We start from the raw sequence: 25,196 nt of genomic DNA, 5'->3' as shown, positions 1-25,196 counted from the left end.
CAGATGAAAACAATAAGCATTGTAGTTCCCTGTTATAATGAGGAAGAAAACGTAGAAGCCATGTATCAGGCCATATCAGGCGTTTTTAAAAGGGAATTGAACAAATACCGTTATGAACTGATTTTTATTGATAATGATTCCGCGGACAGAACCAGGGAGATCATCCGTAATTTGTGCTCAAAGGACCAGGGGGTAAAGGGAATCTTTAATGCGAAAAATTTTGGACAGTTCAACTCCCCATATTATGCCATGCTTCAGTCGGACGGCGACTGTACGATTTTGATGGCGGCAGATTTTCAGGACCCGGTGGAGATGATCCCCAGATACGTAAAAGAATGGGAAGACGGCTATAAAATCGTAATCGGAATTAAAAAGTCCAGCAAAGAAAGTAAGATCATGTACTGGCTGAGAAGCTGTTACTATAAGATGATTAAAAAACTGTCCGATGTGGAGCAGATCGAACATTTTACCGGATTTGGACTTTATGATAAGACATTTATTAGCGTTTTAAGACAGCTTGATGATCCCACTCCGTTTCTTCGGGGAATCGTGGCAGAACTTGGCTTCAAAAGAAAAGAGATTCCTTATGAGCAGCCCAAACGGCGGGCAGGAAAAACCAGCAATGATTTTTTTAAGCTCTATGATGCAGCCATGTTAAGCATTACTTCCTACACCAAGGTCGGACTTCGTGTGGCAACGATTTTCGGAAGTATCTGCTCCTTCGCCAGCATGATGGTTGCCCTGATTTATCTGATTTTAAAGCTGATTTACTGGGATCGTTTCCCTGCTGGAATGGCACCTCTCCTCATTGGTATGTGCTTTTTAGGATCCGTTCAGATATTTTTTATCGGTCTTGTAGGGGAGTATATTCTTTCCATCAATGCCCGCATTATGAAACGTCCTCTTGTGATTGAAGAAGAGCGGATTAATTTTACCTGCGGTGCAAAGGAAGATACAGATGAGGATCTGCTTCTTATGGCAGCCTCCATGGAGGATGGGAATCAGAGATGAAATATAAGATAGATGTTATGAGGATCCGGGACAATTCCATCGTATTAAACGGCTGGGTGATCGGAAGAACTCCACAGGAAGAGGTACAGTTCCAGGTGCTTGACGAGCAGGATACCCCTGTGGAATTCAAATACGTACCGGTACGCAGAGACGATGTAAGCCAGATTTATTTTAAGAAGACGGTTGAGAAAGATCTTGGATTTGACATTCGGATTCCATATGTCAGGGACAGTAAAAAAGACCGGACTCTGGTGATTAAATGTGAAAACAAATCAGTGGCGGTAAAGCTGAATGCAGATATTATTGAAAAGCAGAACAGCTCTTCCCACAAAAAGTCAGCAAAATTAAAGAGTATGATGAATAAGCAGACCCTGCAGTCTGCCATGGATTTTCTTGCAGAAAACGGACTTAAGGCCTTTGTCATCAAATCCAGACATAAACTTCAGGGCATTGACAGCGATTACGATTATCCGGAATGGGTATCCCTTACAAAAACAACGGAGGAAGAGCTGGCACAGCAGAAAGAGACCGTATTTGACTATATGCCAAGACTTTCCGTTGTCATACCTGCTTACAAAACACCAGAACGTTTCCTTTCTGCAATGCTTGATTCCCTTCTTGCCCAGACCTACACAAACTGGGAGGTTTGTGTGGCTGACGGAAGTCCAAAGGGAGAAGGTGTGGAGCGGGTATTAAAGCGCTACGCCATAAAGGATGAAAGATTCCGTTATGTGATACTGGGAGAAAACAAGGGCATTTCCGGCAATACCAATGCTGCTATTGAGATGGCTACCGGTGATTTCATTGTTCTTGCAGATCATGACGATACTCTGGCGCCTGATGCACTGTTTGAATGTGTAAAGGCCATTAATCAGGATCCTGAGATTGATGTGGTTTATACCGATGAAGATAAGCTTGATATCGATGGAGGGGAATTGTTTGAGCCCCATTTCAAACCTGACTTCAATCCGGATTTATTAACCAGTGTCAACTATATCTGCCATTTGTTTGTGGTAAACCATGAACTGCTTCTGGAAGTGGGATTATTTAAGGAAGAGTTTGACGGAGCCCAGGATTATGATTTTATTTTACGGTGTACGGAGAAGGCAAGGAAAATCTGTCATATTCCAAAAGCACTTTACCACTGGCGGTGCCATCAGGATTCAACAGCAAGTAATCCGGAAAGCAAACTCTATGCATTTGAAGCCGGCGCCAGAGCTGTGAAAGCCCATTATGACCGGTTGGGAATTCCTGTGAAGTCCGTTGAAAAGGGCATAGACTACGGCATCTACCACACTACATTTGAAATTACGGGAGATCCTCTGGTATCTGTGATTATTCCAAACAAGGACCACAGTGCAGACCTGGATTTATGCATGCGTTCCCTGATTGAAAAATCAACTTATAAGAATCTGGAATTCATTGTAGTGGAAAATAACAGCGCGGATCCGGCAACATTTGCCTACTATGAGAAGATTCAGAAAGAATTTGAATTTGTTCATGTTGTAACATGGGAAAGAGAATTTAATTATTCTGCCATTAATAATTTTGGTGTTACGTTTGCAAAGGGAGAGTACCTTTTGTTCTTAAATAACGATACGGAACTGATCAATCCCGAGAGTATTGAAGAGATGTTAGGATACTGCCAGAGAGAAGATGTAGGAATTACAGGAGTACGGCTTCTGTATTCCGATGATACCATTCAGCATGCCGGAGTCGTAGTTGGTTTCGGCGGAATCGCAGGCCATACCTTTATTGGTCTTCATAAGGCGGAGAGCAGTTATTTCAATCAGGCCATGTGCGCAAGAAATTACAGTGCGGTTACCGCTGCCTGTATGATGAGCAAGCGGTCCCTGTTCGATCAGGCAGGTGGATTTTCCGAAGATCTGGCGGTTGCATTTAATGACATTGATTACTGCATGAAGATTCGTTCCTTAAATAAACTGGTTGTTTACGCGCCCTATGCCCTGTTCTACCATTATGAGTCAAAGTCCAGAGGACTGGAGGACACACCAGAAAAGGTGGAACGCTTCAATCGGGAAATTAAGAAATTTTCAGATAAATGGCCGGATATTTTACGGGACGGTGATCCCTATTATAACCCCAATTTAACTCTTCGCAAATCCAATTTTGCACTGAGGGATTTAAAGAAAGAAAAAATAGGGGAACCCTATCAGTTAGAGGTTTAAGATGCAAAAGAAAGTAACAATCATTATTCCCAATTATAACGGATTAAAATTTATGGAACCCTGTTTTAAGGCCTTAAGAGCTCAAAGTGATCAGAACTTTGAGCTTCTTGTGGTGGATAACGGTTCCACTGATGGCAGTGTAAAATGGCTGGAAGACCATCAGATTCCCTCTATATTTTTAGAAGAGAACACGGGATTTTCCGGTGCCGTCAATATCGGAATCCGGGAATCCGTGACCCCCTATGTCATACTGCTAAACAATGATACGGAACCTCGGCCGGATTACGTAAAAGAGATGGTAAACGCCATCGAGGGTTCCCCTAAGATATTCTCCGTCAGCAGTAAGATGATTCAGCTTTACCATAAAGATCTGATGGATGATGCTGGAGATATGTACAGCGTATTGGGCTGGGCCTATCAACGGGGGGTGGGACAAAAAAGCAGCGGGTATCATAAAGCCTGCCGTGTATTTTCTGCCTGTGCCGGCGCAGCCATTTACCGGAGAGAAGTTTTTGATAAGATCGGAGGCTTTGATGAGGACCATTTCGCATATCTGGAGGATATTGATGTGGGATACCGGGCGAAGATCTGCGGCTACGAAAACTGGTATTGCCCCAAAGCTGTGGTTTACCATGTGGGGAGCGGAACCAGCGGTTCCAAATACAATTCCTTTAAAGTAAAGCTGGCTGCAAGAAACAATCTTTATCTGAATTATAAAAATATGCCTCTGCTCCAGTTAATCCTTAACTTTCTTCCCATTCTCGCCGGAATGGCAGTAAAATATATGTTTTTCCATCGGATTGGCTTCGCTTCTGATTATATGGAAGGAGTGAAGGAAGGGCTGAAAACTTTGAAAAAAACAAAGAAAGTCAGGTTTCAAATGTCCCGCCTTGGTAATTATATAAGAATTGAGGGAGAACTGATTTTGGGAACATTTCTCTATGTTTGGGAATTTATGAAAAGGAAACTAAAAATTGACAGGTCAATTTAAGAATATTTTAATGGCATCATATTGACATATCATGTATAATAAACGGGAAATTATCATGGAAGAGTATGGAGTCATGCAAGTAGGAAGGTTTTGCTGCTATGATTAAAGATAATCAAAAAAAATTTAATGGGTTTCATGTAGTATTAGATGGACTGGTCATAATTCTGTCTTATGTGATTGCCTGGCTGCTCCTTTTACTGGGCAACTGGTTATTCAGCCCCAATAAGCAGGTTCTGCCACCACAGTACTATTTTGCGGCGCTTCTCCTGATTTTGCCGACTTATCTGCTCCTTTACGGCATTTTCCAGCTGTATGCACCGAAGCGGGTTCAGGAAAGGCTATATGAGTTCACCAATATCTTAAAAGCCAATCTGCTGGGGCTTCTGCTTTTTACCCTCAGTCTGTTCTTGGTTAAGAAAAACCCGTATTTCAGTGAGTTTTCAACCAGAATGGTATTCTATTTCTTTGCTGCCAATGTCATATTGGAGACAGCGGAGCGAAATTTAATCCGTATGGCCCTTCATTCCATGCGTACCAAAGGATATAATCAGAAGCATATCCTTTTGATTGGGTACAGCCGCGCAGCGGAAGGTTTTATTGAACGGGTGCGTTTGAATCCTGAATGGGGTTATCAGATCAAAGGAATTCTTGACAATAAGAAAGAATGGGGTTATGAGTTTAAAGGAATCCATGTCATAGGAAAGGTAAGTGACTTAGATGAGATACTTGCCCTCAATTCCCTTGACGAAATTGCGATCACCCTAAGCATCAGCGAATATGCAGATTTAGAGCGGATTGTGGCTTCCTGTGAGAAATCAGGAGTTCACACCAAATTTATACCTGATTATAATAATATGATACCCACAAGGCCTTACATCGAAGACCTCCAGGGGCTTCCTGTGGTCAATATCCGGCGTGTGCCGCTGACTGACCCGGTAAACGCCATGTTAAAACGGGCGGTAGACATATTCGGGGCAGCCTTTGCTCTTTTGGTGTTTTCGCCGATTATGCTTCTTACTGCCATATTAATCAAGCTTACTGCTCCCGGTCCTCTTATCTATAAGCAGGAGAGAGTCGGGCTTCACAACCGGTCATTTCATATGTTCAAATTCCGGTCCATGGTGGTACAGGCTCCTTCAGAAGAAAAGATGAAGTGGACAACAAAACACGATTCCAGAGTTACCCCGGTGGGGCGTTTTATCAGAAAGACCAGTATCGATGAGATGCCGCAGTTTCTTAATGTGTTAAGGGGAGATATGAGTCTGGTGGGTCCAAGACCCGAACGGCCTCTTTTTGTAGAAAAATTTAAAGAGGAAATCCCAAGGTACATGATTAAGCATCAGGTACGCCCCGGAATCACAGGCTGGGCTCAGGTAAACGGGCTTCGGGGAGACACTTCCATTACAAAACGGATTGAACATGATCTTTATTATATTGAAAACTGGACACTGGGATTTGATATTAAGATCCTGTTCCTAACTATGTTCAAAGGGTTTATTAATAAAAATGCGTACTGATATCGGATACGACACAATTAGGATGAGGATAAGTAAATGAGAAATGATTTTGATGATGAATTAAACCGTGAAAGCACAAGAAAAGAAAGACGCGGTTCTGATTCGAAGCCAGATTCTGCCAGCAGCAGCGGGCAGCCCATGTTTAAGGGACAATCATCAGCAGGCAGACAGCAGGCATCGGCAGGCACAACACGCAGACAGCCGGAAGACGCTGCCAGACCCCAAAGGACAGGCGCAAGGCAGCCGGATGAAAACAGAGCCAGAACGTCCATGGAACAGGAAAACCGCAGAACCCGGGCCGCGAAAGAGGAAGGGAGAACTCCCGCAAGAGATCAGATCGTGATCGGAGACGGTGCTTCCAGACAACAGCCAAGAATTTCTCCTCAGGAGAAGGCCGCTGCAGCCAGCCGGTTAGCTGCTCATACAGAAAAAAAGAGACGGATCCGTAAATTCATAATCCTTGCAGTTGCAGAAATATTTACTCTCGCACTTATTTTCTCCTATGCATATGTGGCGAGGCTCATGGGTTCGATCCAGAAGCCCGATAATTTTAATGCAAATCAGGTACGCAACGAAGTAATGTCTCCAGAACAGAAGAAGCATATGACCGGATATCGGACCATAGCAGTATTTGGTGTTGACAGCCGGGATGGTAATGTTAATAAAGGTACCAATGCCGATGTTATTATGCTTTGTAATATAAACAGAGGTACTGGAGAAATAAAAATTGTATCTATTTTCCGTGATACATATTTAAACATCAATGAAGGAAATACTTATAATAAAATTAATGCAGCCTATGCAAACGGCGGTGCTGCCCAGGCACTTGCAGCAATTAACAGAAACTTAGATTTAGATGTCACAGAGTATGTGACCTTCAACTGGAAGTCTGTGGCAGATGGAATTAACATGCTGGACGGTGTGGATATCGATATCAGCAAGGCAGAATTCCGTTATATTAACTCCTTTATTACAGAGACTGTTGAGAAAACCGGAGTCCCATCCGTTCATTTAAAATCAGCTGGTCTCAATCATTTAGATGGTGTTCAGGCTGTTGCCTACGCCAGACTCAGAAAGATGGATACAGACTTTGCAAGAACAGAGCGTCAGCGCCTTGTAATTCAGAAATCCTTTGAAAAGGCAAAGAAAGCGGATCTGGGACTGCTTAACAGAATTCTTCTTATGGAAGTTGACCAGATTGGCTCTAATTTAACATTCAGTGATTTTACTGAACTGTTATTAGATATTGGTAAGTATCACATTGGTGAAACAGGCGGCTTCCCATATGCCCGCGGCGACATGGACATAGGTAAAAAAGGTGACTGTGTAATTCCTCAGACGTTGGAAACAAACGTAGCACAGCTGCATAAATTCCTTTTCGACAAGGACAGCTATGAGCCCTCCGATATGGTGAAAAAGATCAGTGCCAAGATTGCGGCTGATTCCGGCATGTATAAGCAGGGAACAAGCGTGGATCATGTGCCCACGGACAAGGGATATGATGGCGGAGACAAAACCAAACCGGCGGTAAAGGAGACGAAGAGTACAGAGGCAGAAGAGACCAGCAAAGAGGAAACTGTGGATGCCACTGACGAATTCGGAAACCCTGTAAAGACTACTGAAAGCTCTGAAAATGTCACAGGCCCCACAAAAGAAACCAAGCCTTCAGAAACCACCAAAGGCACTGGAAAACCAGGAGAAACAAAACCAACCACCTCAGGAACCACTGAGACAACTACTGCATCGGCAGGACCTGGAACCAGCGAGACAACCAAGGCATCTGTTCCTGAGGAAACGACGACGACAGGTCCTGGTGAAACTCCTACGAAACAGCAGTCCGGTACGTCTCCCACCACTGCAGCAGCAGCTCCGGGAGGCAATACGGATACAGTTGTAGTTCCTGCACCTCCAGTCAATTAAATTTAAAATTTAACACAAAATCCCTGCACACAGCGCTTTACAAAACGCTCTTTTTGCAGGGATTTTTTCAATTCACATATTCAATATAGATTTATCACAGAATGGTCACATTTCATTGGTAGACTTTGTTTATCAGATGAGATAACAAACATACATGAAAGGAGATTGATGTTATGTATGACGAAAATGACAATATTGAAACAGGCAGGGTAAACCCGGAAGCCAATAAAGAAGAAACCGTAACAACCAATTTTATAATGAGAGATCCCGAACCGGAAAAGGAACAGTCTCAGAACACCATTCCCCATTATCAGGAATACCGTTATCAGAGAACACCGGACCAGACCCCTTATGAGGAAGAAGGAAAGAAGCGAAAAAAAGGCAATTTCGGAAAAAAGACAGCAGCAGTTGTTGGAAGTGCTCTGGTCTTTGGAATCGTTGCCGGCAGCACCATTGTGGGAATCAACTGGGCAGCAGGCTCCTATGCTCAAAATAAATCAGTAGAAATAAGCCGTGCGGAAACCCTTCCCACAACACCAGCAGGCGACTCACTTCCAGCTTCCAATACATCCAGTATTTCCACAATCAATGACGTTTCTCCTATCGTTGACAAAGCAATGCCATCGGTAGTTGCCATTACAAGCAAGGTGGTCTATGAAAGCCAGACATGGTTTGGCCCCATGCAGCAGGAAGGAGAAGGAAGCGGTTCCGGAATTGTTGTTGGCAAAAACGACGATGAGCTTTTAATTGTTACCAACAACCATGTGGTTCAGGGAGCCAAGGAGTTAAAAGTTACCTTTATTGACCAGACAGCTGTAGATGCAGCCATTAAAGGAACCGATGCAGACAGTGACTTAGCAGTGATAGCAGTTCCATTAAAAAATATCTCCTCTGACACATTATCCAAAATAGCCATTGCCTCACTTGGAAAATCCGAAACATTAAAAGTAGGTCAGGGCGTTATTGCCATCGGTAATGCACTTGGATACGGCCAGTCCGTAACCGTAGGTTATATCAGTGCACTTGACCGTGCTGTACAGACAGAAGACGGAACAAACCGTGATCTGCTTCAGACCGATGCAGCCATTAACCCAGGTAACAGCGGCGGTGCACTTTTAAATATGCAGGGAGAAGTAATCGGCATTAACTCAGCTAAATATTCCTCTACAGAAGTAGAAGGTATGGGATACGCCATTCCCATCTCCAAAGCCCAGACAATCATAGACGGTTTAATAACCAAGAAGACCAGAACTCAGGTTGCAGACAATGATCAGGGCTATTTAGGAATCCAGTGCAAGAACATTGATTCCACCACCAGCCAGCAGCTGGGTATGCCTCAGGGCGTGTTTATCTACAAAATTGTAGAAGGCGGAGCAGCTTCCCAGTCTGATCTTCGTGAAAAAGACATTATCACCAAATTCGACGGACAGGGAATTAAAACCTATGATGACTTAACAAGCATGCTTAAATACTATGCAGGAGGAACAAAAGTATCTCTGACTGTACAGTCTCTTGAAAACGGCCAGTATGTAGAGCGTAACGTTGACATCACCCTTGGCAAAAAACCAGCGGACGCCAATCAGCAATAACAAATAAAAAATCAACTCCCGGAATCCTCAGAGGAATTCCGGGAGCTTTTTCATTTCATTAAAAAACTCTAAACTGTCTGTCTCCTCTTGTACGACTCTTTTAAATGCTTTATAATAATCTGATATACAGTATAGAATTACAGACAAAAGGAGATTATACTTTGAACGATAAAGATTTTCTGGAGGAGAAGATGGAAGACAATAAGATCCAAAACTCTGATATTGATAAAGAAAAAAAAGAAGACGAATCAGAATACGAAAAAATATGTTACGTATGCCGCAGACCGGAAAGCAAGGCAGGTTCCATGGTATCCATGCCAGGAGGCATGAACCTATGCCACGACTGTATGCAGAAAGCCTTTGATTCCGTCACTCAGGGAGGTCTTGACCTAAGCAAGCTCCCCGGCATGCCCTACATGAACTTAAACCTCAACGATCTTGGAAGCTTAAACAAAGATCTGGAGATCCCCAAAAAACAAAAAATCAAAAAGAGATCTGACAAAGAGCCCAAAAAGCAGCTGGAGCGAAAAGACATCCCAGCTCCCCATACCGTCCGTCAGAAGCTTGACGAATACATCATCGGCCAGGAGCAGGCGAAAAAAGCCATATCCGTAGCGGTCTACAATCACTATAAGCGTGTATACCTTGCAGACACAGTTCAAAATGACGAAGATGCCGTTCAAATCGAGAAATCCAACATTCTGATGATCGGACCAACCGGCAGCGGCAAGACCTATCTGGTAAAGACACTGGCCAGACTCTTAGATGTCCCCCTTGCAATCGCTGATGCCACCTCCTTAACAGAGGCCGGTTACATCGGTGATGACATTGAAAGCGTAGTTTCAAAACTTCTATCTGCTGCAGATAACGATGTAGAGCGAGCAGAACGTGGAATCATCTTCATCGATGAAATTGACAAAATTGCAAAAAAGAAGAATACCAGCAGCAGAGATGTAAGCGGTGAATCCGTCCAGCAGGAACTATTAAAGCTACTGGAAGGGAGCACTGTGGAAGTACCTGTAGGCGCGAACCAGAAGAATGCCATGACTCCCATGACAACCGTACGCACCGAGAACATTCTGTTCATCTGCGGCGGTGCCTTCCCTGATCTGGAAGATATTATCAAAGAGCGTCTCAAAGAAAAGACCTCCATAGGATTTTCCTCCGAATTAAAAGACAAGTACGACAAGGATGCCAACATACTCTCCCGTGTAACCAACGAAGACCTAAAAAAATTCGGTATGATACCCGAGTTTCTCGGACGACTCCCCATCACGGTCACCCTGGAAACCTTAACCAAAGAACTATTAGTCCGGGTATTAAACGAGCCAAGGAATGCCATATTAAAACAGTACCAGAAGCTTTTGGAGCTGGACGAAGTAAAACTGGTATTTGAAGACGAAGCTCTGGAATGGATTGCAGAAGAGGCACTGGAAAAAAAGACCGGTGCAAGAGCCCTCCGTGCCATCATAGAGAGCTTCATGCTGGACATCATGTATGAGATTCCCAAAGACCCCAACATCGGTTCCGTCATCATCACCAGAGCTTACTTAGATAAAAACGGAGGCCCTCTCATCCAGATGAGAGGATAGAAGAAAGGAGAGTGAAACATGCTTTATATCGGTATCATAGGTATCCTTGCGGCTCTCGACTTATTCATCAAGCAGGCCATAGAACAGCAAAACGAATCAGACTTCCCCAAAGAATTACAGAAAAGCGGCGGTAAGATCCTTCTATACAAGAATCACAATCCCGGCTTTTCCTTTGGCTATTTAAAAGACCACCCGGAACTTGTCTCCATGATTCCCCTGGCAGTTGCCTCCTTCATCGGAGGAATGCTGGCATGTCTCTTAAAAAGCAAAGGAAAAACAGCAGAAAAGCTGGCCTTTTCCATCGCCCTCGGAGGCGCAATCAGCAATTTATACGACCGTCTGGTCCGCCATTACGTCGTAGATTATTTCAGCATTCAGTACGGAAAACTGAAAAAAGTGGTCTTTAACCTGGGCGATTTCTTCATCTTTCTGGGCGCCGGCCTCATTGTCATCATTGAAACAATACGTGCATTCAAAGAGCGCTAAACCAAAAAAAACGGCTGTCTTCTTGACACAGCCGTTTTTCTATTGTACAATCATTCATAAAATATAAAAAACAGGAGTTGATTTTTTTGGATTCGAGTGACTATATACAGTTGCTTATGTTAATTTTATTAGTTTCATTATCAGCATTTTTCTCATCCGCTGAGACAGCACTTACGACGGTGAACCGGATCAGGGTCAGAACTCTGGCAGAAGCAGGCAACAAGAATGCCATCACGCTTACAAAGATACTGGAAAACCAGGGCAAGATGCTCAGCGCAATTCTCGTTGGAAACAATGTGGCAAATTTAACCGCCTCTTCTTTGTCCACCACACTTGTCATGAGTATATGGGGAAATAAGGCGATCAGCATTGGAACCGGCATTCTGACCCTTGTAATATTGGTTTTTGGTGAAATTTCCCCTAAAACCATTTCAACCTTATATTCCGAAACGATTGCTTTAAAATATGCAAAAATCATCTACGCATTTATGACAATCATGACACCAGTCATCTACGTAGTACACATCCTGTCCTCCAGCTTTTTGCGTTTCATTCACGTGAACCCCAACAAAAAGCAGGATTCCATTACAGAAGATGAACTGAGAACCATCGTAGATGTAAGCCATGAAGAGGGTGTAATTGAATCAGAAGAAAGAAAGATGATTAACAATGTATTTGATTTCGGTGATTCCGTAGCCAGGGACATCATGATACCCCGTATTGATATGACTTTAGTAGACGTAAATGCCACATACGAAGAACTGATCGATATTTTCCGTGAAGAGATGTACACCAGAATTCCTGTGTACGAAGAGACCAATGACAATGTAATTGGAATCATCAACATGAAAGACCTTCTTTTAACCGACAACAGTACGGATTTCAATATCCGTAATTTCCTAAGAGAGCCCCTCTATACATATGAGTACAAAAAAACAGCTGAACTCATGATAGAGATGCGCCAGACCTGCAACAATGTGGTTATCGTACTGGACGAGTACGGTGCGACAGCCGGCATGATCACTCTGGAGGATTTACTGGAGGAGATTGTAGGAGAGATCAGAGACGAATACGATGAAGACGAAGAGAACGAGCTGGTAGAAGTGGCCCCCCAGGAATATCTTGTGGAAGGCTCCATGAAACTTGACGACCTAAACGACAGACTTAATCTTGAACTGGAATCAGAGGACTACGATTCCATAGCCGGATTAATCATCGGACTCTTAGACCGTCTACCCGAGCAGGGAGAAGAAGTAGTTTGCAATGATATCAGGCTGGTAGTAGAATCCCTGGATAAGAATCGAATTGATAAAGTGAGGATGTATCTGGGGGTTGAAGAAACAGGACAGACCAAGAGGGGCTGAGCCGGAGTTTCGGCGGGAGAACTTCTAAGACCGGACAGGCACAAAAAACATGGGATCGGAAACACTTCACCCGAATTTCTGAAAGAAATTCGCGCTCAGGGTTTCCTCAGAAATTGGCTCTGAAGCCAATTTCTGCCCATGTTTTTTGCACCTCTCCGGCCTAAGAAGTTCTAACCCCGCCTCCAAACCGCCTCCGCCCCTCTTGGCCTGTCCCGTTTCCCTCGACTCCGCAGAAACCCCCACTGTAAAAAAACTCCTCCACGTCTTCAATCCTAACGAAGTACAGGTGCTTATTATCTCATCTGGTCTGCGACGCTTTTTCCCAGATGGAGAATCAATGTTGAACAGAAAATGAGGAGTCCGGTCCCCGGATACAGCGATTTGTGGAGGGTGTCGATAGGTGTAAGGGAGAGGAAGTGCAAAAATGAGGACAAAAAACGGACTCACAAAGTCCGTTTTTTAGGCGCCCTGAGTCGGGTTTTCATCAAGAAAACCCGACGAATGGTGCCGGTGTCCTTATTTTTGTGCTTTCTCTCCCTTACACCTATCCCGCCCGAAACCATGAGCGTATCAGGGGACCGGACTCCTCATTTTCCGCCAGCCCCCCATTATCCTCCATCTCTAAACCCGTCTTCCCCACTAACTAAGCATCCCCCCCGCAGTCCCACTAGCTGCGCAGATCGCCATGGTAGTCAGTATCTGATTCATCGACCCGTTAATCCCTCTGTTCAGCATAAAGGAAACTGCCAGCAGCACAAGGAAATACAAAAGACCCAGTAACAGGCCCCAGAAGAATCTCCTCTGCTTTATGCTCTTCCCCATGAGAATCCCTCCAAAGAGACAGGTGATAACGTAAACTGCATTGACACCCAGCCGGATCTGACCTTCCTTCAGCCGGAATCTATAAAGCGCTAAGGCCAGGATCACCAGCAGGACTCCGGTCAATATGTAGGTGACAAGCAGATTTCTAAGTGTGACCTGAAGCTTTGATTTTTCCATGTTTTTTCTCCTTATGTCTTGTCTTCTGGTTCAGTATATTCGTCCATCAGGGAGGATATTCGAATATATTGGCGGTTGAAAAAAATGTTTCAGCTCCTCCCTGAGGGGGCAATTCATCTTGCACTGGTTAAAAACATGTGGTATAATCTCAAAGAATTAGGCAAATACAGGAGGTGTAAGTTTATGAAACACGTAAAAACATTAAGTTCCAGTACATTAAAAGAATCTATGAAAAAAGGCGGCTGCGGTGAGTGCCAGACTTCCTGTCAGTCAGCTTGTAAAACATCCTGTACAGTAGGTAACCAGAGCTGCGAGAACAGCAATCGCTAGTATAAAACTGTATAGTACAGCCATAAGGCAGATAAGCACATGCCCCTGCGGTCGTTAGACGGTAGGGGTTGCTTCGCTTGTCTGCTAAATATGATTACGGGTTTAAATCTTAATTAAGGAGAATACAAGTGATCCATCAATATATTAATAATGGCTTCCATATTATTATGGATGTCAACAGCGGGTCTGTTCATTCGGTTGATCCGGTTATGTATGATGCTGTAAAGATTGCAGCACCGCTGGTGCCGGATATGGAAAAGGCCGCGGCGCTTCCAAAGGAAGCGGAAGAGAAAGTGCTTTTGGAGCTTTTAAGTACCTATGAAGAGGCTGAGGTGAGAGAGGCTCTGGAAGAAATTCAGTTTCTGATTGATGAAGGGGAACTGTTTACCAAGGATATTTACCATGATTATGTGGTTGATTTTAAAAAGAGAAAGACCGTTGTAAAGGCTCTTTGCTTACATATTGCTCATGACTGCAACCTTGCATGCAAGTACTGCTTTGCGGAAGAAGGGGAGTATCATGGACGCCGTGCACTGATGTCGTTTGAGGTTGGTAAGAAGGCACTGGATTTTCTGATTGCCAATTCCGGCAACCGTAAAAATCTGGAAGTGGACTTTTTTGGCGGCGAACCGCTGATGAACTGGGACGTTGTAAAACAACTTGTTGAATACGGGCGCTCAAAAGAGAAAGAATATAATAAGAACTTTCGTTTTACCATGACTACTAACGGCGTGCTTTTAAATGATGAGATTATGGAATACTGTAATCGGGAAATGAGCAATGTGGTGTTAAGTCTTGATGGACGGAAGGATGTTAATGACCAGATGCGGCCATTCCGGAATGGGAAGGGAAGCTATGAGCTGATTGTTCCTAAATTTCAGAAATTTGCAAAACTGAGAGGGGAAAAGGATTATTATATCCGGGGTACGTTTACACGGAATAATATGGATTTCTCAAAAGATGTTCTGGAGTTTGCGGATCTTGGGTTCGAGAGCATGTCCATTGAACCGGTTGTGGCTCAGGATGAAGAGGATTATTCCATCAGACAGGAGGATATTCCGGCTATTTTAGAGGAGTATGATAAGCTGGCTGTTGAGTATATTAAGAGACAGAAGGAAGGAAGAGGATTTAATTTCTTCCACTTTAATATTGATCTGACTCAGGGACCCTGTGTGGCTAAGAGATTGTCTGGCTGCGGTTCAGGAACCGAGTATCTGGCGGTTACGCCATGGGGTGATTTCTATCCATGCCACCAATTTGTCGGAGAAGAGGAATTTCTTCTGGGCAATGTAGATACAGGTGTGACAAACACGCAGATCCGCGATGAATTTAAACTTTGCAACGTTTATGCAAAAGACAAATGCCGGGATTGCTACGCAAGGTTTTATTGCAGCGGGGGCTGTGCAGCTAACTCCTATAATTTTCATGGAAGCATTACGGATGCGTATGATACCGGCTGCGAGATGCAGAAGAAACGGATTGAGTGTGCGATCATGATTAAGGCAGCATTGGCTGAAGAATAAGACTGAAAGTTCCAGCTTTCAGACTTAAACTTGTTTTATTCCAAAAGTGAAGGAGAAAAGTCATGAAAAGTAACAAAGGCAAGGGCCTGTTAGGGCTGATTTTTGCACTGGTGATGGTTGGGTTATTCGGTTATTTTGGATATACTACCATGGGTGACATTAAGCTTGGACTTGATCTGGCGGGGGGCGTCAGCATTACCTATCAGGCAAAAGAAGAAAAACCAAGTGAAGAGGACATGAAGGATACCATCTACAAACTGCAGCAGAGAGTTCAAAACTACAGCACTGAGGCAGAGGTATATCAGGAGGGTGACAACCGTATTAACGTTGATATCCCAGGCGTTTCAGATGCCAATGCAATTCTTGAAGAACTTGGAAAACCTGGTTCCTTAACATTTACAGATGAAGCCGGAAAAGTTATTTTAAATGGTAATCAGGTGTCTACTGCAAAACCTGTAATTACTGAAAATAACGGCATCAAGCAATATATGGTGGATTTAACGTTTACTGATGACGGAAAAAAGGTATTTGGTGATGTAACCACTGCTAACGTTGGAAAACGAATTGCGATTATCTATGACGGAAAGATGTACTCAAACCCCGTTGTTCAGGAACCAATTACCCAGGGTCAGTGCCAGATCAGCGGAATGAGCTCTTATGAAGAAGCGGAAACACTGGCTTCTACCATTCGCATTGGATCTCTTTCTCTCGAACTGGAAGAATTACGTTCCAATGTAGTGGGTGCAAAACTGGGACAGGAAGCGGTCGATACCAGCTTAAAAGCGGGTGTAATCGGATTTGCCATTGTGGCTGTATTTATGATTCTTGTCTATTTGCTTCCGGGAGTTGCTTCTGTAATCGCACTGTCTATTTATGTAGGTGTGATCTTAATTTTGTTAGAGGCGTTTGAGGTGACTCTTACTCTTCCTGGAATTGCAGGTATTATTCTGTCCATTGGCATGGCGGTGGATGCAAACGTAATTATCTTTACCCGTATCAAAGAAGAGATTGGATATGGAAAAAATGTAAAAAGTGCCATCGAGGCTGGCTTTCATAAAGCGTTGTCTGCGATCATCGATGGAAATGTTACAACATTAATTGCAGCAGCTGTGCTGTTCTGGAGAGGATCTGGTACAGTAAAAGGCTTTGCTTCCACGCTTGCCATCGGTATCGTACTTTCCATGATAACTGCACTGTTTGTGACAAAGTTCGTATTAAACAGTCTGTTTAAACTGGGATTTGAAAATGAAAAAATGTATGGTATCAAAAAGGATAAAAAGTCCATCGATTTTGTTTCAAAGCGTATGATCTGGTTTTCTGCCTCACTCATTGTTATTGTTATAGGTCTTGCATGGCTTGGAGTGAATCGGTCCCAGACCGGAAGTATTTTAAATTACAGCATGGAGTTTAAAGGCGGTACTTCTACAAATGTGACATTTAATGAAGACATGACTCTGGAAAAGATCTCTTCTGATGTGGTTCCGGTGGTTGAGCAGATTACCAAAGATGCCGATGTACAGACTCAGAAGGTAGCAGGTTCAAACGAAGTTATTATTAAAACAAGAACATTAACTGTGGATGAAAGAGAAGCTTTGAATAAATCCATGGTAGAGCATTTTGGAGTAGAATCAGAAAAGATCACTGCAGAGAGCATCTCCGGAGCAATCAGCCAGGAAATGAAGCGTGATGCAATTGTGGCTGTTATTATAGCTACCATCTGTATGCTTCTGTATATCTGGTTCCGGTTTAAGGATATTCGGTTTGCAAGCAGTGCGGTACTGGCACTGGTTCATGATGTGTTGGTTGTACTTGCTTTTTATGCAATCTTAAAATGGTCTGTAGGCTCAACATTTATTGCCTGCATGCTTACGATTGTAGGTTATTCCATCAATGCCACCATTGTTATTTTTGACCGTATCCGTGAAAACTTAAAGACTCAGAGTAAGCTGGAGCTTGCTGAGATCGTTAACTTAAGTATCACTCAGACATTTACCAGAAGTATTAATACCTCTCTTACCACATTTATCATGGTATTTGTTCTGTTTATTATGGGAGTTTCCTCCATTCGGGAGTTTGCCCTTCCACTTATGGTGGGTATTGTATGCGGTACCTATTCTTCCGTATGCATCACAGGATCCCTTTGGTATATTATGACGGTGAATAAGGGGAAAAAGAATTCTGGTGTGAAAGCAACTGTGAAAAAAAGCAAAAAATAAAAGTAAGGAATTGTAAATGAACTATAAAATCATTGCAAAAGACGGACGTGCAAAACGGGCGGAAGTGACTACGGTGCATGGAACAATCCAGACGCCGGTGTTTATGAATGTGGGAACGGTAGCAGCCATTAAAGGCGCTGTGTCCACCGATGATCTGAGGGAAATTAAAACCCAGGTGGAGCTTTCCAATACCTATCATCTTCATGTACGTACAGGCGACCGGTTAATTAAGGAGTTTGGCGGTCTTCACCAGTTTATGAACTGGGACCGCCCCATTCTTACAGACTCTGGCGGCTTTCAGGTGTTTTCTCTGACTGGTCTTAGAAAGATTAAGGAAGAGGGTGTGTACTTCCAGTCCCATATTGATGGACACAAGATCTTTATGGGTCCGGAAGAGAGCATGCAGATCCAGTCCAATCTGGCATCTACCATCGCTATGGCATTCGATGAATGCCCTCCTCATCCGGCTACCAGGGAATATATGCAAAACAGTGTGGACCGTACCACCAGATGGCTGGAGAGGTGCAGGAGAGAGATGGCAAAGTTAAATGAGCTGCCTGATACCATTAATAAAGATCAGCTGCTCTTTGGTATTAATCAGGGCGGAACGTTTGAAGATATCAGAATAGCCCATGCCAAAACCATATCTGCCATGGATCTTGATGGATATGCTCTGGGCGGTCTAGCAGTAGGAGAGAGTCACTCGGAGATGTACCGGATTCTTGATGAGACGGTGCCTTATCTGCCTGAGAATAAGCCAACTTACCTGATGGGAGTCGGAACTCCGGCTAATATCCTGGAGGCTGTGGATCGGGGCGTGGATTTCTTTGACTGTGTTTATCCGTCAAGAAATGGCCGTCACGGTCACGTTTATACAAACCATGGAAAATTAAATTTATTTAATTCCAAATTTGAACTGGATCATAAGCCGATTGAAGAAGGGTGCCAGTGCCCCACCTGCCGTTCCTACAGCAGAGCTTACATCAGGCATTTATTAAAAGCAAAAGAAATGCTTGGCATGAGATTATGTGTCTTGCATAATCTATATTTTTATAATACAATGATGGAAGAGATTCGCGAAGCAATCGAGAATCACCGTTATGGAGAGTATAAGGAGAGGAAACTGTCCGGCATGATGGCCGGTGGTTCCCAGGCATAAGGCCCCCTTTTAGGACAGGCAGACGGCAGATCGATATTTAAGGAGGAAACGGTTATGTTATTAGCAACAGGCGGTACGATGGGCATGGGTTTCTGGGTAATTTACATTGCAGTAATCTTTGGCTTCATGTATTTTATTGCGATCAGACCACAGAAGAAAGAGAAAAAAAGACAGCAGGAGATGTTCTCCAGTATTGCAGTCGGTGACAGTATATTAACCAGCAGCGGATTTTATGGAGTTATTATCGATATGACAGATGATACCGTTATCGTTGAATTCGGCAATAATAAAAACTGCAGAATTCCTATGCAGAAGTCACAGATTGCACAGGTTGAAAAGCCAGAAGCATAAAAAATTATTACCCGGAAAAGGATTTCTTTTTCCGGGTTTTTTCTATACGGGGTTGACAGGTGCTTTTCTATGAGATATACTTCAAAAGTAAACGGTTCAATAATGAACTATTAAAAGCGTTGTAATAGCTGCCATAGTATACAGTGCGGAAATTTTCTCATATGATTTAGTAAGGGTGTTGTTATGAATGAGTCTATAACCAGTATGCCAGGAGAAAAAATGAGACAGGAAGAAGAGTGCTGTCTGGCATGTTTTGTAAAAATCGATAAGGTATACCAGAAGCTCTGCAGCCAGTCTGTATCAGAATATGGTTTCACTCCTAATGAGATAGTAGTTATGATGTTTCTGGCAAATAGTGAGGGATTGAAGAGTGCTTCGGAGATTGCGCAGTATAGAAATATCTCCAAGGGCCTGATCGCAAGATCTGTAGATTCTCTCAGTGAGAAAGGATATTTAACAGCAGACAGAGATAAAAATGACAGAAGGCTGGTCCGCCTCCGGCTTACGGAGAAAAGCGAGAAAATTGTGGAACGGATCAGACGGTGCAGGAAGGAATTTGTGGAAGAACTTCACAGAGACATTCCCGAAGAAGATCTTAAAATTCTTCACCGCACCGCGTCAATCATGAATCAGAATGTGGAGAGCTTTTTAAATAAATCCTCCGTCAAGACCGATGATCTGACCGGTTAGATAGGAGTTTTTATAACCCAGGTGATAGACAAGATCTGCCACCTCTTCCGCATTTCCCAGTCTTCCGGCTGGAATCTCATCAATGAGAGCGATTAATTCATCTTCACTTAAAAACTGATTCATCTCCGTATCGATGGCTCCGCATGCCACTGCATTGACCTGGATATTACTTGGGGCCAGCTCTTTGGCAAGAGCTTTGGTGAATGCATTAATCCCACCCTTGGTGGCGGAATAGGCTACTTCACAGGATGCACCCGAGACACCCCAGATAGAGGAGATGTTTATGATTTTGCCCTGCTTGCGTTCCAGCATTCCCGGAATTGCCAGCTTGGAACAATGAAAGGCAGAGGTTAAATTGGTCCGTATCATTCGGTCCCAGGCTTCTGTCGTCATATCCTGAAGGAGTCCGATGTAGGAGATCCCTGCATTATTAACCAGTACATCCAGAGAACCAAACTGTTTTTTTATCATCTGGAAGAGTTCCTGGCATTGATTCATATCTCCCATATCACCCATATAGGAAAGGCAGGAGATCTGATAGGACTCCAGTTCCTTCCTGGTCTGCAAAAGGCGGTCTTCATTATGAAGACAGTTAATGACCACATTGTATCCTTTTTTTGCAAATTTGACAGCAATGGCCTTTCCGATTCCACGGGAAGCGCCAGTTACAAGTACTGTTTTTCTAGACATAAAACCACCCTTTCTGTCGTTATGTGATGCTATTATTTTAACAAATTCTGCTTTAAAATGCAACGAGGGCATTGCATACAAAAAGATGGGTGAGATATAATGATTACAAAAGAATCTGTAATACAAAATAAAGAAAGCAGGTAGATAAAATGAATGAGATTTATGACGTTGTGATTATAGGGTCAGGTCCGGCAGGTCTTACTGCTGCAGTATATGGAAAAAGAGCTGAACTAAAGATGGTAGTGATTGAAAAAGAAGTCGCCAGTGGCGGCCAGATTCTCAATACCTACGAAGTCGATAATTATCCGGGGCTTCCCGGAATTAACGGATTTGACCTGGGTATGAAATTTCGGGATCATGCAGAAAAACTGGGAGCAGATTTTGTTACAGACGAAGTGCTTCGTATTGAGGCAGCAGACGGAGAATTTACCGTTGTAGGTCAGGAAAAGTCCTATGTGACAAAATCAGTCATTATCTCAACAGGAGCTCTGTACAGAAAACTCAGCGTCGTTGGAGAGAAAGAACTGACCGGAATGGGTGTTTCCTATTGTGCAACTTGTGACGGAGCATTTTTCCGAAACAAGGTAGCCGCCGTTGTAGGCGGAGGCGATGTGGCAATCGAAGACGCCATATTCCTTTCCAGAATGTGCAAGAAGGTGTACTTAATTCACAGAAGAGATGAATTACGTGGAGCAAAGACACTGCAGACACAATTATTTAATCAGGAGAATGTTGAAATCATCTGGGATACAGTAGTCGAAGAAATAGAAGGCGGAGACCAGGTTGAGTCTCTTACCATAAAGAATTCCAAAACGGAAGAAACAAGCAGACTTTCCGTTGACGGTGTGTTTATTGCAGTGGGAATTAATCCACAGAGCGAAGCCTTTGATAACCTTGTGGAAATGGATCATGGTTACATTAAGGCAGGAGAGGACTGCGAGACCAATATTCCCGGTATTTTTGCGGCAGGTGATGTCCGGACCAAACAGTTAAGACAGGTATCCACGGCAGTTTCAGACGGAGCCAATGCAATTACAAGTGTAGAACGTTATCTGACTAGATACGGAAAATAAAAACTGATTAAAATAAATCCTCCGATAAGGGTATGCATTCCCTTAACCGGAGGATTTTTGCTAATCGTTAAATCCCTGTTTTTCTGATTCATAGGTATCAAAAGGATTTCTGGAAGAAACTGCTTCCTTGTTTTGGATCCCTGCTTTTTTCTGAGCGGAGGATGCCTCTGCTTTCAATTGCTGTATCTGCTTGTCTAATTCCTTAATTCTTTTTTCCAGCTCTTTGTATTTTTCACTTTGCTGCAGCGCGAAAGGATTTCTTTCTTTATCCAGCTGCCCTTCCAGCTTCCCCTTTTCCTTATCCAGGGTTTTTATCTGCTGTTCCATATCGCTGTTGCTGCCCTGTTCTGACTGGGAAACCGGGTCTGTTTGGGCTGGGGATTGGGCTGGATATGTCCCTATATTGTTGATATTCATCGTAATGCCTCCTTTTTGCTCAAGATACTATGAATATATAAAGGATAGCGATGAGTTTCAAGAGCGATGCATTGAGATGTCGTCTGAGTGTTGTGGAATGAGGAAAAGTACATTTAAACGAAAGGTTTCAGGAGTTTTTTCAATATGGACTCTGCCATGGTATTTTTCAACAACAGCTTTTATACTTTGAAGTCCGATGCCGGTTCCGCCGACTGGAAAAAAAACGTCAGAACGGCTGTTTTTGATGTCAATCATAAGAAATTCGCCTTTCTGGACTGTTTTAAGAGATAGAAATGGCCTGGTTTGATTTCCCGCAATACAGGCCTTTACAGCATTATCCACAGCATTGGAGAATAGGATACACAAATCCATATCATCGATAATACAGTTGTCAGGTATTTTTACGGTGCAGTCAACATCAATTCCCTTTTGGTGTGCAATTCCCAATTTATTTGTTAACAGGATATTTAATACATCATTTCCTGTCTGGCATGGAAAGGTAAGCTGGTCGGATAGAGTGGTCAGTTTCTCAAGATAATCCATAGCCTTTTCTGTTTCTCCTGTTTTTAAAAAGCCTCCAAGAACGGTCCAGTGACCATTTAAGTCATGACGGAACGTTCTTGTCATTTCATATCGCATCTGCATTTCATGGACCGAGTCAGCCTGAGCAATTACCTGCTGTTCCAGAAGCTTATTGCGCATCTGAAATGCGAAACCTTCCAATAATTCTTTATAAGCAAAAAGAACTGCAAACAGGCAAAAATAGGCTGCTATCTGAATGACCAGCATGGTCCAGTCATTTACATCAGGAGAAATTCTGGTTCCATCTGTACTGACGGTAACCGTGTTTCCGTATACTGCAAAAACATGCTGCATGACCAGAAGCACAAAGAGGATTGGCAGCATCAGAATCAGAATATAACGCTGCATGGGAACTTTTCTGTCTTGCAGCCATGTCAGGACAAGCCGATAGGAGAAAAATACAATTATCATGACAAACAGACCGCTTATAGTTGTAAGAACCATTGTATAGGGAAACAGGACTTTTAAGATGATGCTTAACAATGACTGAACTATGCCGTTAACAACTTGCATGATGCAGATGGCAAGTATGGCTGCAGTAGCGGACATTGCCGGAGCACATTTTAAAACCAGCCAGCCGAATAAAAAAAATGTTCCCAGTTCCATAAGGGTAGACAGAGGAAATGGAGCCCGGATGAATATCTCAATGGAAGACAACAGGTATAAGATCAGAATGTAAGAGGCAAAAGAATACCATTTTACTTTCTGGTTTGAAAATCTGCTGAAAAACCAGACTTCCATACAGGCCAGACAGGCATTTAAAAAGCAAAAAAAGTAAATAAAATCGTACCACCTGTTGAACAGTTCCGTAAATGGCATCTATCTGTCCCCTTTCTTCATATAATTTAACATTGCTTCCATGAACGCCTGCACGCGAAGCCTTGAAACGGGTATGTTATTCCCGTTAACCAGTTTCGCCTGGCCATTTTCATATCCGCAGACGGCCTTAAGATTAACAAGATAGCTGCGATGACAGCAGAAGAAATCCGGTTCCAGCTGTTTTGCCAATGAGTTAATCTTATAATAGTAGTCGATAATTTCATGCTTCGTGTGAACGAAGATTTTTCTGTTAATCGCTTCGCAGTATAAAATATCCGTAAATGGTATTGATTTACACCAGGCTCCTTTCTGAATGGTTAAAACGGCTGCTTTTTTATCCCGGACATGTTGTAGAACCCGGGCCATTGTGGATTGAAAGCGCTGACTGTCTAAAGGCTTTAACAGATAATCGGAAGCTTCTACGGTAAAGGCATCATAGACATATTCTTTAAGGACTGTAACAAATATAAGGTAGCTTTCCAAACCAGACTTCCTGATTTGTTTTGCCGCTTCCAAACCAGTCATATTGCCCATCTGTATATCCAGAAAAATAATATCAAAGGATTCTTCACTTTTAAGCAGGTCCTCAGCACAGAAAAATGTATGAATCTCAGCTTTATGGCCAGTCTCATTCATATAATCGGATATCCTGTTTTTTAACTCCAGTATCATTTTGTCATCATCATCACATGCCGCAATATTAATCAAGATCAGTACCTCAGTATCAAATAGTATAAGAAGCCACATTAAGGATACCTTTGATGTTTAAAAAGTTCAAGTAATATGTTGTGAAATGAAGTCAGAGTGAATTGATATGTCGGGCAAAAAAAAAATAAGGGTGGAAACCGATTGTGGTTTCCACCCTTAACTGACTTTATTTATAGTAATTCCGGCTCAATCAATCCGTAAGTGCCGCCTTTTCTTCTATACACCACATTTACTTCGTCGGTATCTCCATTGAGGAATACGTAGAAGCTGTGTCCAAGAAGCTCCATCTGTACACAGGCTTCTTCCGGATCCATGGGTTTTACAGCAAACTTCTTTGTTTTGACAATTTCCACATCGTCATCGACTGCACTTTCATCTTCCAAAAATGCTGTTGAAAAGGAGGGAGCGTTTAATTTTTTGTCGATTAACTTGTTTTTATATTTTTTCAACTGGCGTTCCAGGATCTCTTCTACCAGATCAATGGAAACGTACATATCATTACTTGATTCTTCAGCTCGAATTATATGTCCTTTCACTGGAATAGTAACTTCAATTTTCTGAATATCTTTCTGCACGCTGAGTCTTACTGTTGCCTCTGTAGCAGGTGCGAAAAAACGGTCCAGTTTACCAAGCTTGTCCTCAACTGCCTCCCGTAACCCTGCTGTCACCTCAATATTTCTTCCTGTAATTGTAAAACGCATAAGTCATCAGCTCCTTTTTCTTGAGATAGGAATAGTATAGCATATTTATTAGAATAATTCAATTATGTTGTAAAGTATTAAGATAATTTAAGAAAAGATTTTGTAAAAAGACTCTTCTTATATTTTATCAATTTATTGAAAAACTATAGATCAGGTTAAAAAAAAGTCAAGGGAAAAATGGATTTTTTCGTCGAAAAAGAAAATTTTATGACAAGTATACAAAAATTAACGTATTTGTCATTGTGATGGGAATGCTGGGATTATGTGGAGAATAAATGT

General features: G+C 42.8%; 22 protein-coding genes. 16 read left to right on the top strand and 6 right to left on the bottom strand.

Going from position 1 to position 25,196, the window contains the following annotated elements; all coding sequences use genetic code 11:
• Positions 1-3: 3 nt before the first annotated feature.
• The 9 genes from ABS301_RS25245 to ABS301_RS25205 all read left to right on the top strand — a co-directional run bounded on the left by ABS301_RS25245 (position 4) and on the right by ABS301_RS25205 (position 12,659).
• Positions 4-1,011, top strand: a complete 1,008-nt coding sequence (locus tag ABS301_RS25245) for a glycosyltransferase family 2 protein (RefSeq protein ID WP_349674802.1) — start codon at positions 4-6, stop codon at positions 1,009-1,011.
• Positions 1,008-3,200 carry a glycosyltransferase family 2 protein gene (locus ABS301_RS25240; protein WP_349674801.1) on the top strand — a complete coding sequence of 731 codons (2,193 nt, stop codon included), beginning with the start codon at positions 1,008-1,010 and terminating at the stop codon, positions 3,198-3,200. The genes ABS301_RS25245 and ABS301_RS25240 overlap by 4 nt, the downstream gene beginning before the upstream one ends.
• 1 nt (position 3,201) lies before the next feature.
• Positions 3,202-4,191, top strand: a complete 990-nt coding sequence (locus tag ABS301_RS25235) for a glycosyltransferase family 2 protein (protein WP_349674800.1) — start codon at positions 3,202-3,204, stop codon at positions 4,189-4,191.
• A gap of 98 nt (positions 4,192-4,289) precedes the next feature.
• Positions 4,290-5,708, top strand: coding sequence for an undecaprenyl-phosphate glucose phosphotransferase (locus ABS301_RS25230; RefSeq protein WP_349674799.1), 1,419 nt, complete (start codon positions 4,290-4,292; stop codon positions 5,706-5,708).
• 36 nt (positions 5,709-5,744) lie between these two features.
• Positions 5,745-7,628: an LCP family protein gene (locus ABS301_RS25225; protein WP_349674798.1), complete on the top strand. Its 1,884-nt coding sequence runs from the start codon at positions 5,745-5,747 to the stop codon at positions 7,626-7,628.
• Positions 7,629-7,801: 173 nt separating this feature from the next.
• Complete coding sequence (locus ABS301_RS25220) at positions 7,802-9,217, top strand: S1C family serine protease (protein WP_349674797.1); 1,416 nt, start codon at positions 7,802-7,804, stop codon at positions 9,215-9,217.
• 191 nt (positions 9,218-9,408) lie between these two features.
• Positions 9,409-10,809: an ATP-dependent Clp protease ATP-binding subunit ClpX gene (clpX, locus tag ABS301_RS25215; protein WP_349674817.1), complete on the top strand. Its 1,401-nt coding sequence runs from the start codon at positions 9,409-9,411 to the stop codon at positions 10,807-10,809.
• 18 nt (positions 10,810-10,827) lie between these two features.
• Positions 10,828-11,295 (top strand): signal peptidase II, encoded by a 468-nt coding sequence (locus ABS301_RS25210; RefSeq protein ID WP_349674796.1) that lies wholly within the window; start codon positions 10,828-10,830, stop codon positions 11,293-11,295.
• Positions 11,296-11,381: 86 nt separating this feature from the next.
• Positions 11,382-12,659 carry an HlyC/CorC family transporter gene (locus ABS301_RS25205; protein WP_349674795.1) on the top strand — a complete coding sequence of 426 codons (1,278 nt, stop codon included), beginning with the start codon at positions 11,382-11,384 and terminating at the stop codon, positions 12,657-12,659.
• 639 nt (positions 12,660-13,298) lie between these two features.
• Here the strand turns inward: ABS301_RS25205 and ABS301_RS25200 are convergent.
• On the bottom strand, positions 13,299-13,658 hold the full coding sequence (locus ABS301_RS25200) for a TIGR04086 family membrane protein (RefSeq protein WP_170824178.1): 360 nt from the start codon (positions 13,656-13,658) through the stop codon (positions 13,299-13,301).
• 183 nt (positions 13,659-13,841) lie between these two features.
• On the opposite strand from ABS301_RS25200, the gene scfA reads away from it, so the two are divergent.
• The 6 genes from scfA to ABS301_RS25170 all read left to right on the top strand — a co-directional run bounded on the left by scfA (position 13,842) and on the right by ABS301_RS25170 (position 19,927).
• Complete coding sequence (gene scfA, locus ABS301_RS25195) at positions 13,842-13,988, top strand: six-cysteine ranthipeptide SCIFF (protein ID WP_097003442.1); 147 nt, start codon at positions 13,842-13,844, stop codon at positions 13,986-13,988.
• A 128-nt stretch (positions 13,989-14,116) separates the two neighbouring features.
• Positions 14,117-15,511, top strand: coding sequence for a thioether cross-link-forming SCIFF peptide maturase (gene scfB / locus ABS301_RS25190; protein WP_349674794.1), 1,395 nt, complete (start codon positions 14,117-14,119; stop codon positions 15,509-15,511).
• A 62-nt stretch (positions 15,512-15,573) separates the two neighbouring features.
• The gene (gene secD / locus ABS301_RS25185) at positions 15,574-17,727 is read left to right on the top strand and encodes a protein translocase subunit SecD (RefSeq protein WP_349674793.1); all 2,154 of its coding nucleotides are present in this window, start codon (positions 15,574-15,576) and stop codon (positions 17,725-17,727) included.
• A 16-nt stretch (positions 17,728-17,743) separates the two neighbouring features.
• The gene (tgt, locus tag ABS301_RS25180; protein ID WP_349674792.1) at positions 17,744-18,886 is read left to right on the top strand and encodes a tRNA guanosine(34) transglycosylase Tgt; all 1,143 of its coding nucleotides are present in this window, start codon (positions 17,744-17,746) and stop codon (positions 18,884-18,886) included.
• A gap of 54 nt (positions 18,887-18,940) precedes the next feature.
• Positions 18,941-19,237, top strand: a complete 297-nt coding sequence (gene yajC, locus ABS301_RS25175; RefSeq protein ID WP_502877689.1) for a preprotein translocase subunit YajC — start codon at positions 18,941-18,943, stop codon at positions 19,235-19,237.
• Between the two features lie 219 nt (positions 19,238-19,456).
• Positions 19,457-19,927, top strand: coding sequence for a MarR family winged helix-turn-helix transcriptional regulator (locus ABS301_RS25170; protein WP_349674791.1), 471 nt, complete (start codon positions 19,457-19,459; stop codon positions 19,925-19,927).
• Here the strand turns inward: ABS301_RS25170 and ymfI are convergent.
• Complete coding sequence (gene ymfI / locus ABS301_RS25165) at positions 19,886-20,617, bottom strand: elongation factor P 5-aminopentanone reductase (protein ID WP_349674790.1); 732 nt, start codon at positions 20,615-20,617, stop codon at positions 19,886-19,888. The genes ABS301_RS25170 and ymfI overlap by 42 nt on opposite strands.
• Before the next feature lie 149 nt (positions 20,618-20,766).
• Between ymfI and trxB the strand changes: the two genes are divergently transcribed.
• Positions 20,767-21,690, top strand: coding sequence for a thioredoxin-disulfide reductase (gene trxB, locus ABS301_RS25160; protein WP_349674789.1), 924 nt, complete (start codon positions 20,767-20,769; stop codon positions 21,688-21,690).
• 60 nt (positions 21,691-21,750) lie between these two features.
• Here the strand turns inward: trxB and ABS301_RS25155 are convergent, their stop codons facing one another.
• The 4 genes from ABS301_RS25155 to hpf form a co-directional block, all read right to left on the bottom strand.
• On the bottom strand, positions 21,751-22,107 hold the full coding sequence (locus ABS301_RS25155; protein ID WP_349674788.1) for a FlxA-like family protein: 357 nt from the start codon (positions 22,105-22,107) through the stop codon (positions 21,751-21,753).
• A gap of 57 nt (positions 22,108-22,164) precedes the next feature.
• Positions 22,165-23,508 carry a sensor histidine kinase gene (locus ABS301_RS25150; protein ID WP_349674787.1) on the bottom strand — a complete coding sequence of 448 codons (1,344 nt, stop codon included), beginning with the start codon at positions 23,506-23,508 and terminating at the stop codon, positions 22,165-22,167.
• Positions 23,509-24,216 (bottom strand): LytR/AlgR family response regulator transcription factor, encoded by a 708-nt coding sequence (locus ABS301_RS25145; RefSeq protein WP_349674786.1) that lies wholly within the window; start codon positions 24,214-24,216, stop codon positions 23,509-23,511.
• Positions 24,217-24,386: 170 nt separating this feature from the next.
• Entirely contained in the window at positions 24,387-24,917 is a 531-nt protein-coding gene (gene hpf, locus ABS301_RS25140; protein WP_349674785.1) for a ribosome hibernation-promoting factor, HPF/YfiA family, read from the bottom strand.
• Positions 24,918-25,196: the final 279 nt, after the last annotated feature.

This window comes from Lacrimispora sp., from assembly GCF_031982545.1.
GTDB lineage: Bacteria > Bacillota > Clostridia > Lachnospirales > Lachnospiraceae > Lacrimispora.
Note: the sequence above shows the minus strand (reverse complement) of the source record. Positions and strands in the feature narration are given on the sequence as shown.

Coding starts and splice junctions, on each gene's coding strand:
- ABS301_RS25230 (WP_349674799.1), top strand. CDS start 4,290: ATGATTAAAGATAATCAAAAAAAATTTAATGGGTTTCATGTAGTATTA.
- ymfI (WP_349674790.1), bottom strand. CDS start 20,617: ATGTCTAGAAAAACAGTACTTGTAACTGGCGCTTCCCGTGGAATCGGA.
- clpX (WP_349674817.1), top strand. CDS start 9,409: ATGGAAGACAATAAGATCCAAAACTCTGATATTGATAAAGAAAAAAAA.
- ABS301_RS25220 (WP_349674797.1), top strand. CDS start 7,802: ATGTATGACGAAAATGACAATATTGAAACAGGCAGGGTAAACCCGGAA.
- ABS301_RS25150 (WP_349674787.1), bottom strand. CDS start 23,508: ATGCCATTTACGGAACTGTTCAACAGGTGGTACGATTTTATTTACTTT.
- tgt (WP_349674792.1), top strand. CDS start 17,744: ATGAACTATAAAATCATTGCAAAAGACGGACGTGCAAAACGGGCGGAA.
- ABS301_RS25210 (WP_349674796.1), top strand. CDS start 10,828: ATGCTTTATATCGGTATCATAGGTATCCTTGCGGCTCTCGACTTATTC.
- ABS301_RS25235 (WP_349674800.1), top strand. CDS start 3,202: ATGCAAAAGAAAGTAACAATCATTATTCCCAATTATAACGGATTAAAA.
- ABS301_RS25155 (WP_349674788.1), bottom strand. CDS start 22,107: ATGAATATCAACAATATAGGGACATATCCAGCCCAATCCCCAGCCCAA.
- hpf (WP_349674785.1), bottom strand. CDS start 24,917: ATGCGTTTTACAATTACAGGAAGAAATATTGAGGTGACAGCAGGGTTA.
- ABS301_RS25225 (WP_349674798.1), top strand. CDS start 5,745: ATGAGAAATGATTTTGATGATGAATTAAACCGTGAAAGCACAAGAAAA.
- ABS301_RS25245 (WP_349674802.1), top strand. CDS start 4: ATGAAAACAATAAGCATTGTAGTTCCCTGTTATAATGAGGAAGAAAAC.
- ABS301_RS25240 (WP_349674801.1), top strand. CDS start 1,008: ATGAAATATAAGATAGATGTTATGAGGATCCGGGACAATTCCATCGTA.
- scfA (WP_097003442.1), top strand. CDS start 13,842: ATGAAACACGTAAAAACATTAAGTTCCAGTACATTAAAAGAATCTATG.
- ABS301_RS25200 (WP_170824178.1), bottom strand. CDS start 13,658: ATGGAAAAATCAAAGCTTCAGGTCACACTTAGAAATCTGCTTGTCACC.
- ABS301_RS25170 (WP_349674791.1), top strand. CDS start 19,457: ATGAGACAGGAAGAAGAGTGCTGTCTGGCATGTTTTGTAAAAATCGAT.
- trxB (WP_349674789.1), top strand. CDS start 20,767: ATGAATGAGATTTATGACGTTGTGATTATAGGGTCAGGTCCGGCAGGT.
- yajC (WP_502877689.1), top strand. CDS start 18,941: ATGTTATTAGCAACAGGCGGTACGATGGGCATGGGTTTCTGGGTAATT.
- secD (WP_349674793.1), top strand. CDS start 15,574: ATGAAAAGTAACAAAGGCAAGGGCCTGTTAGGGCTGATTTTTGCACTG.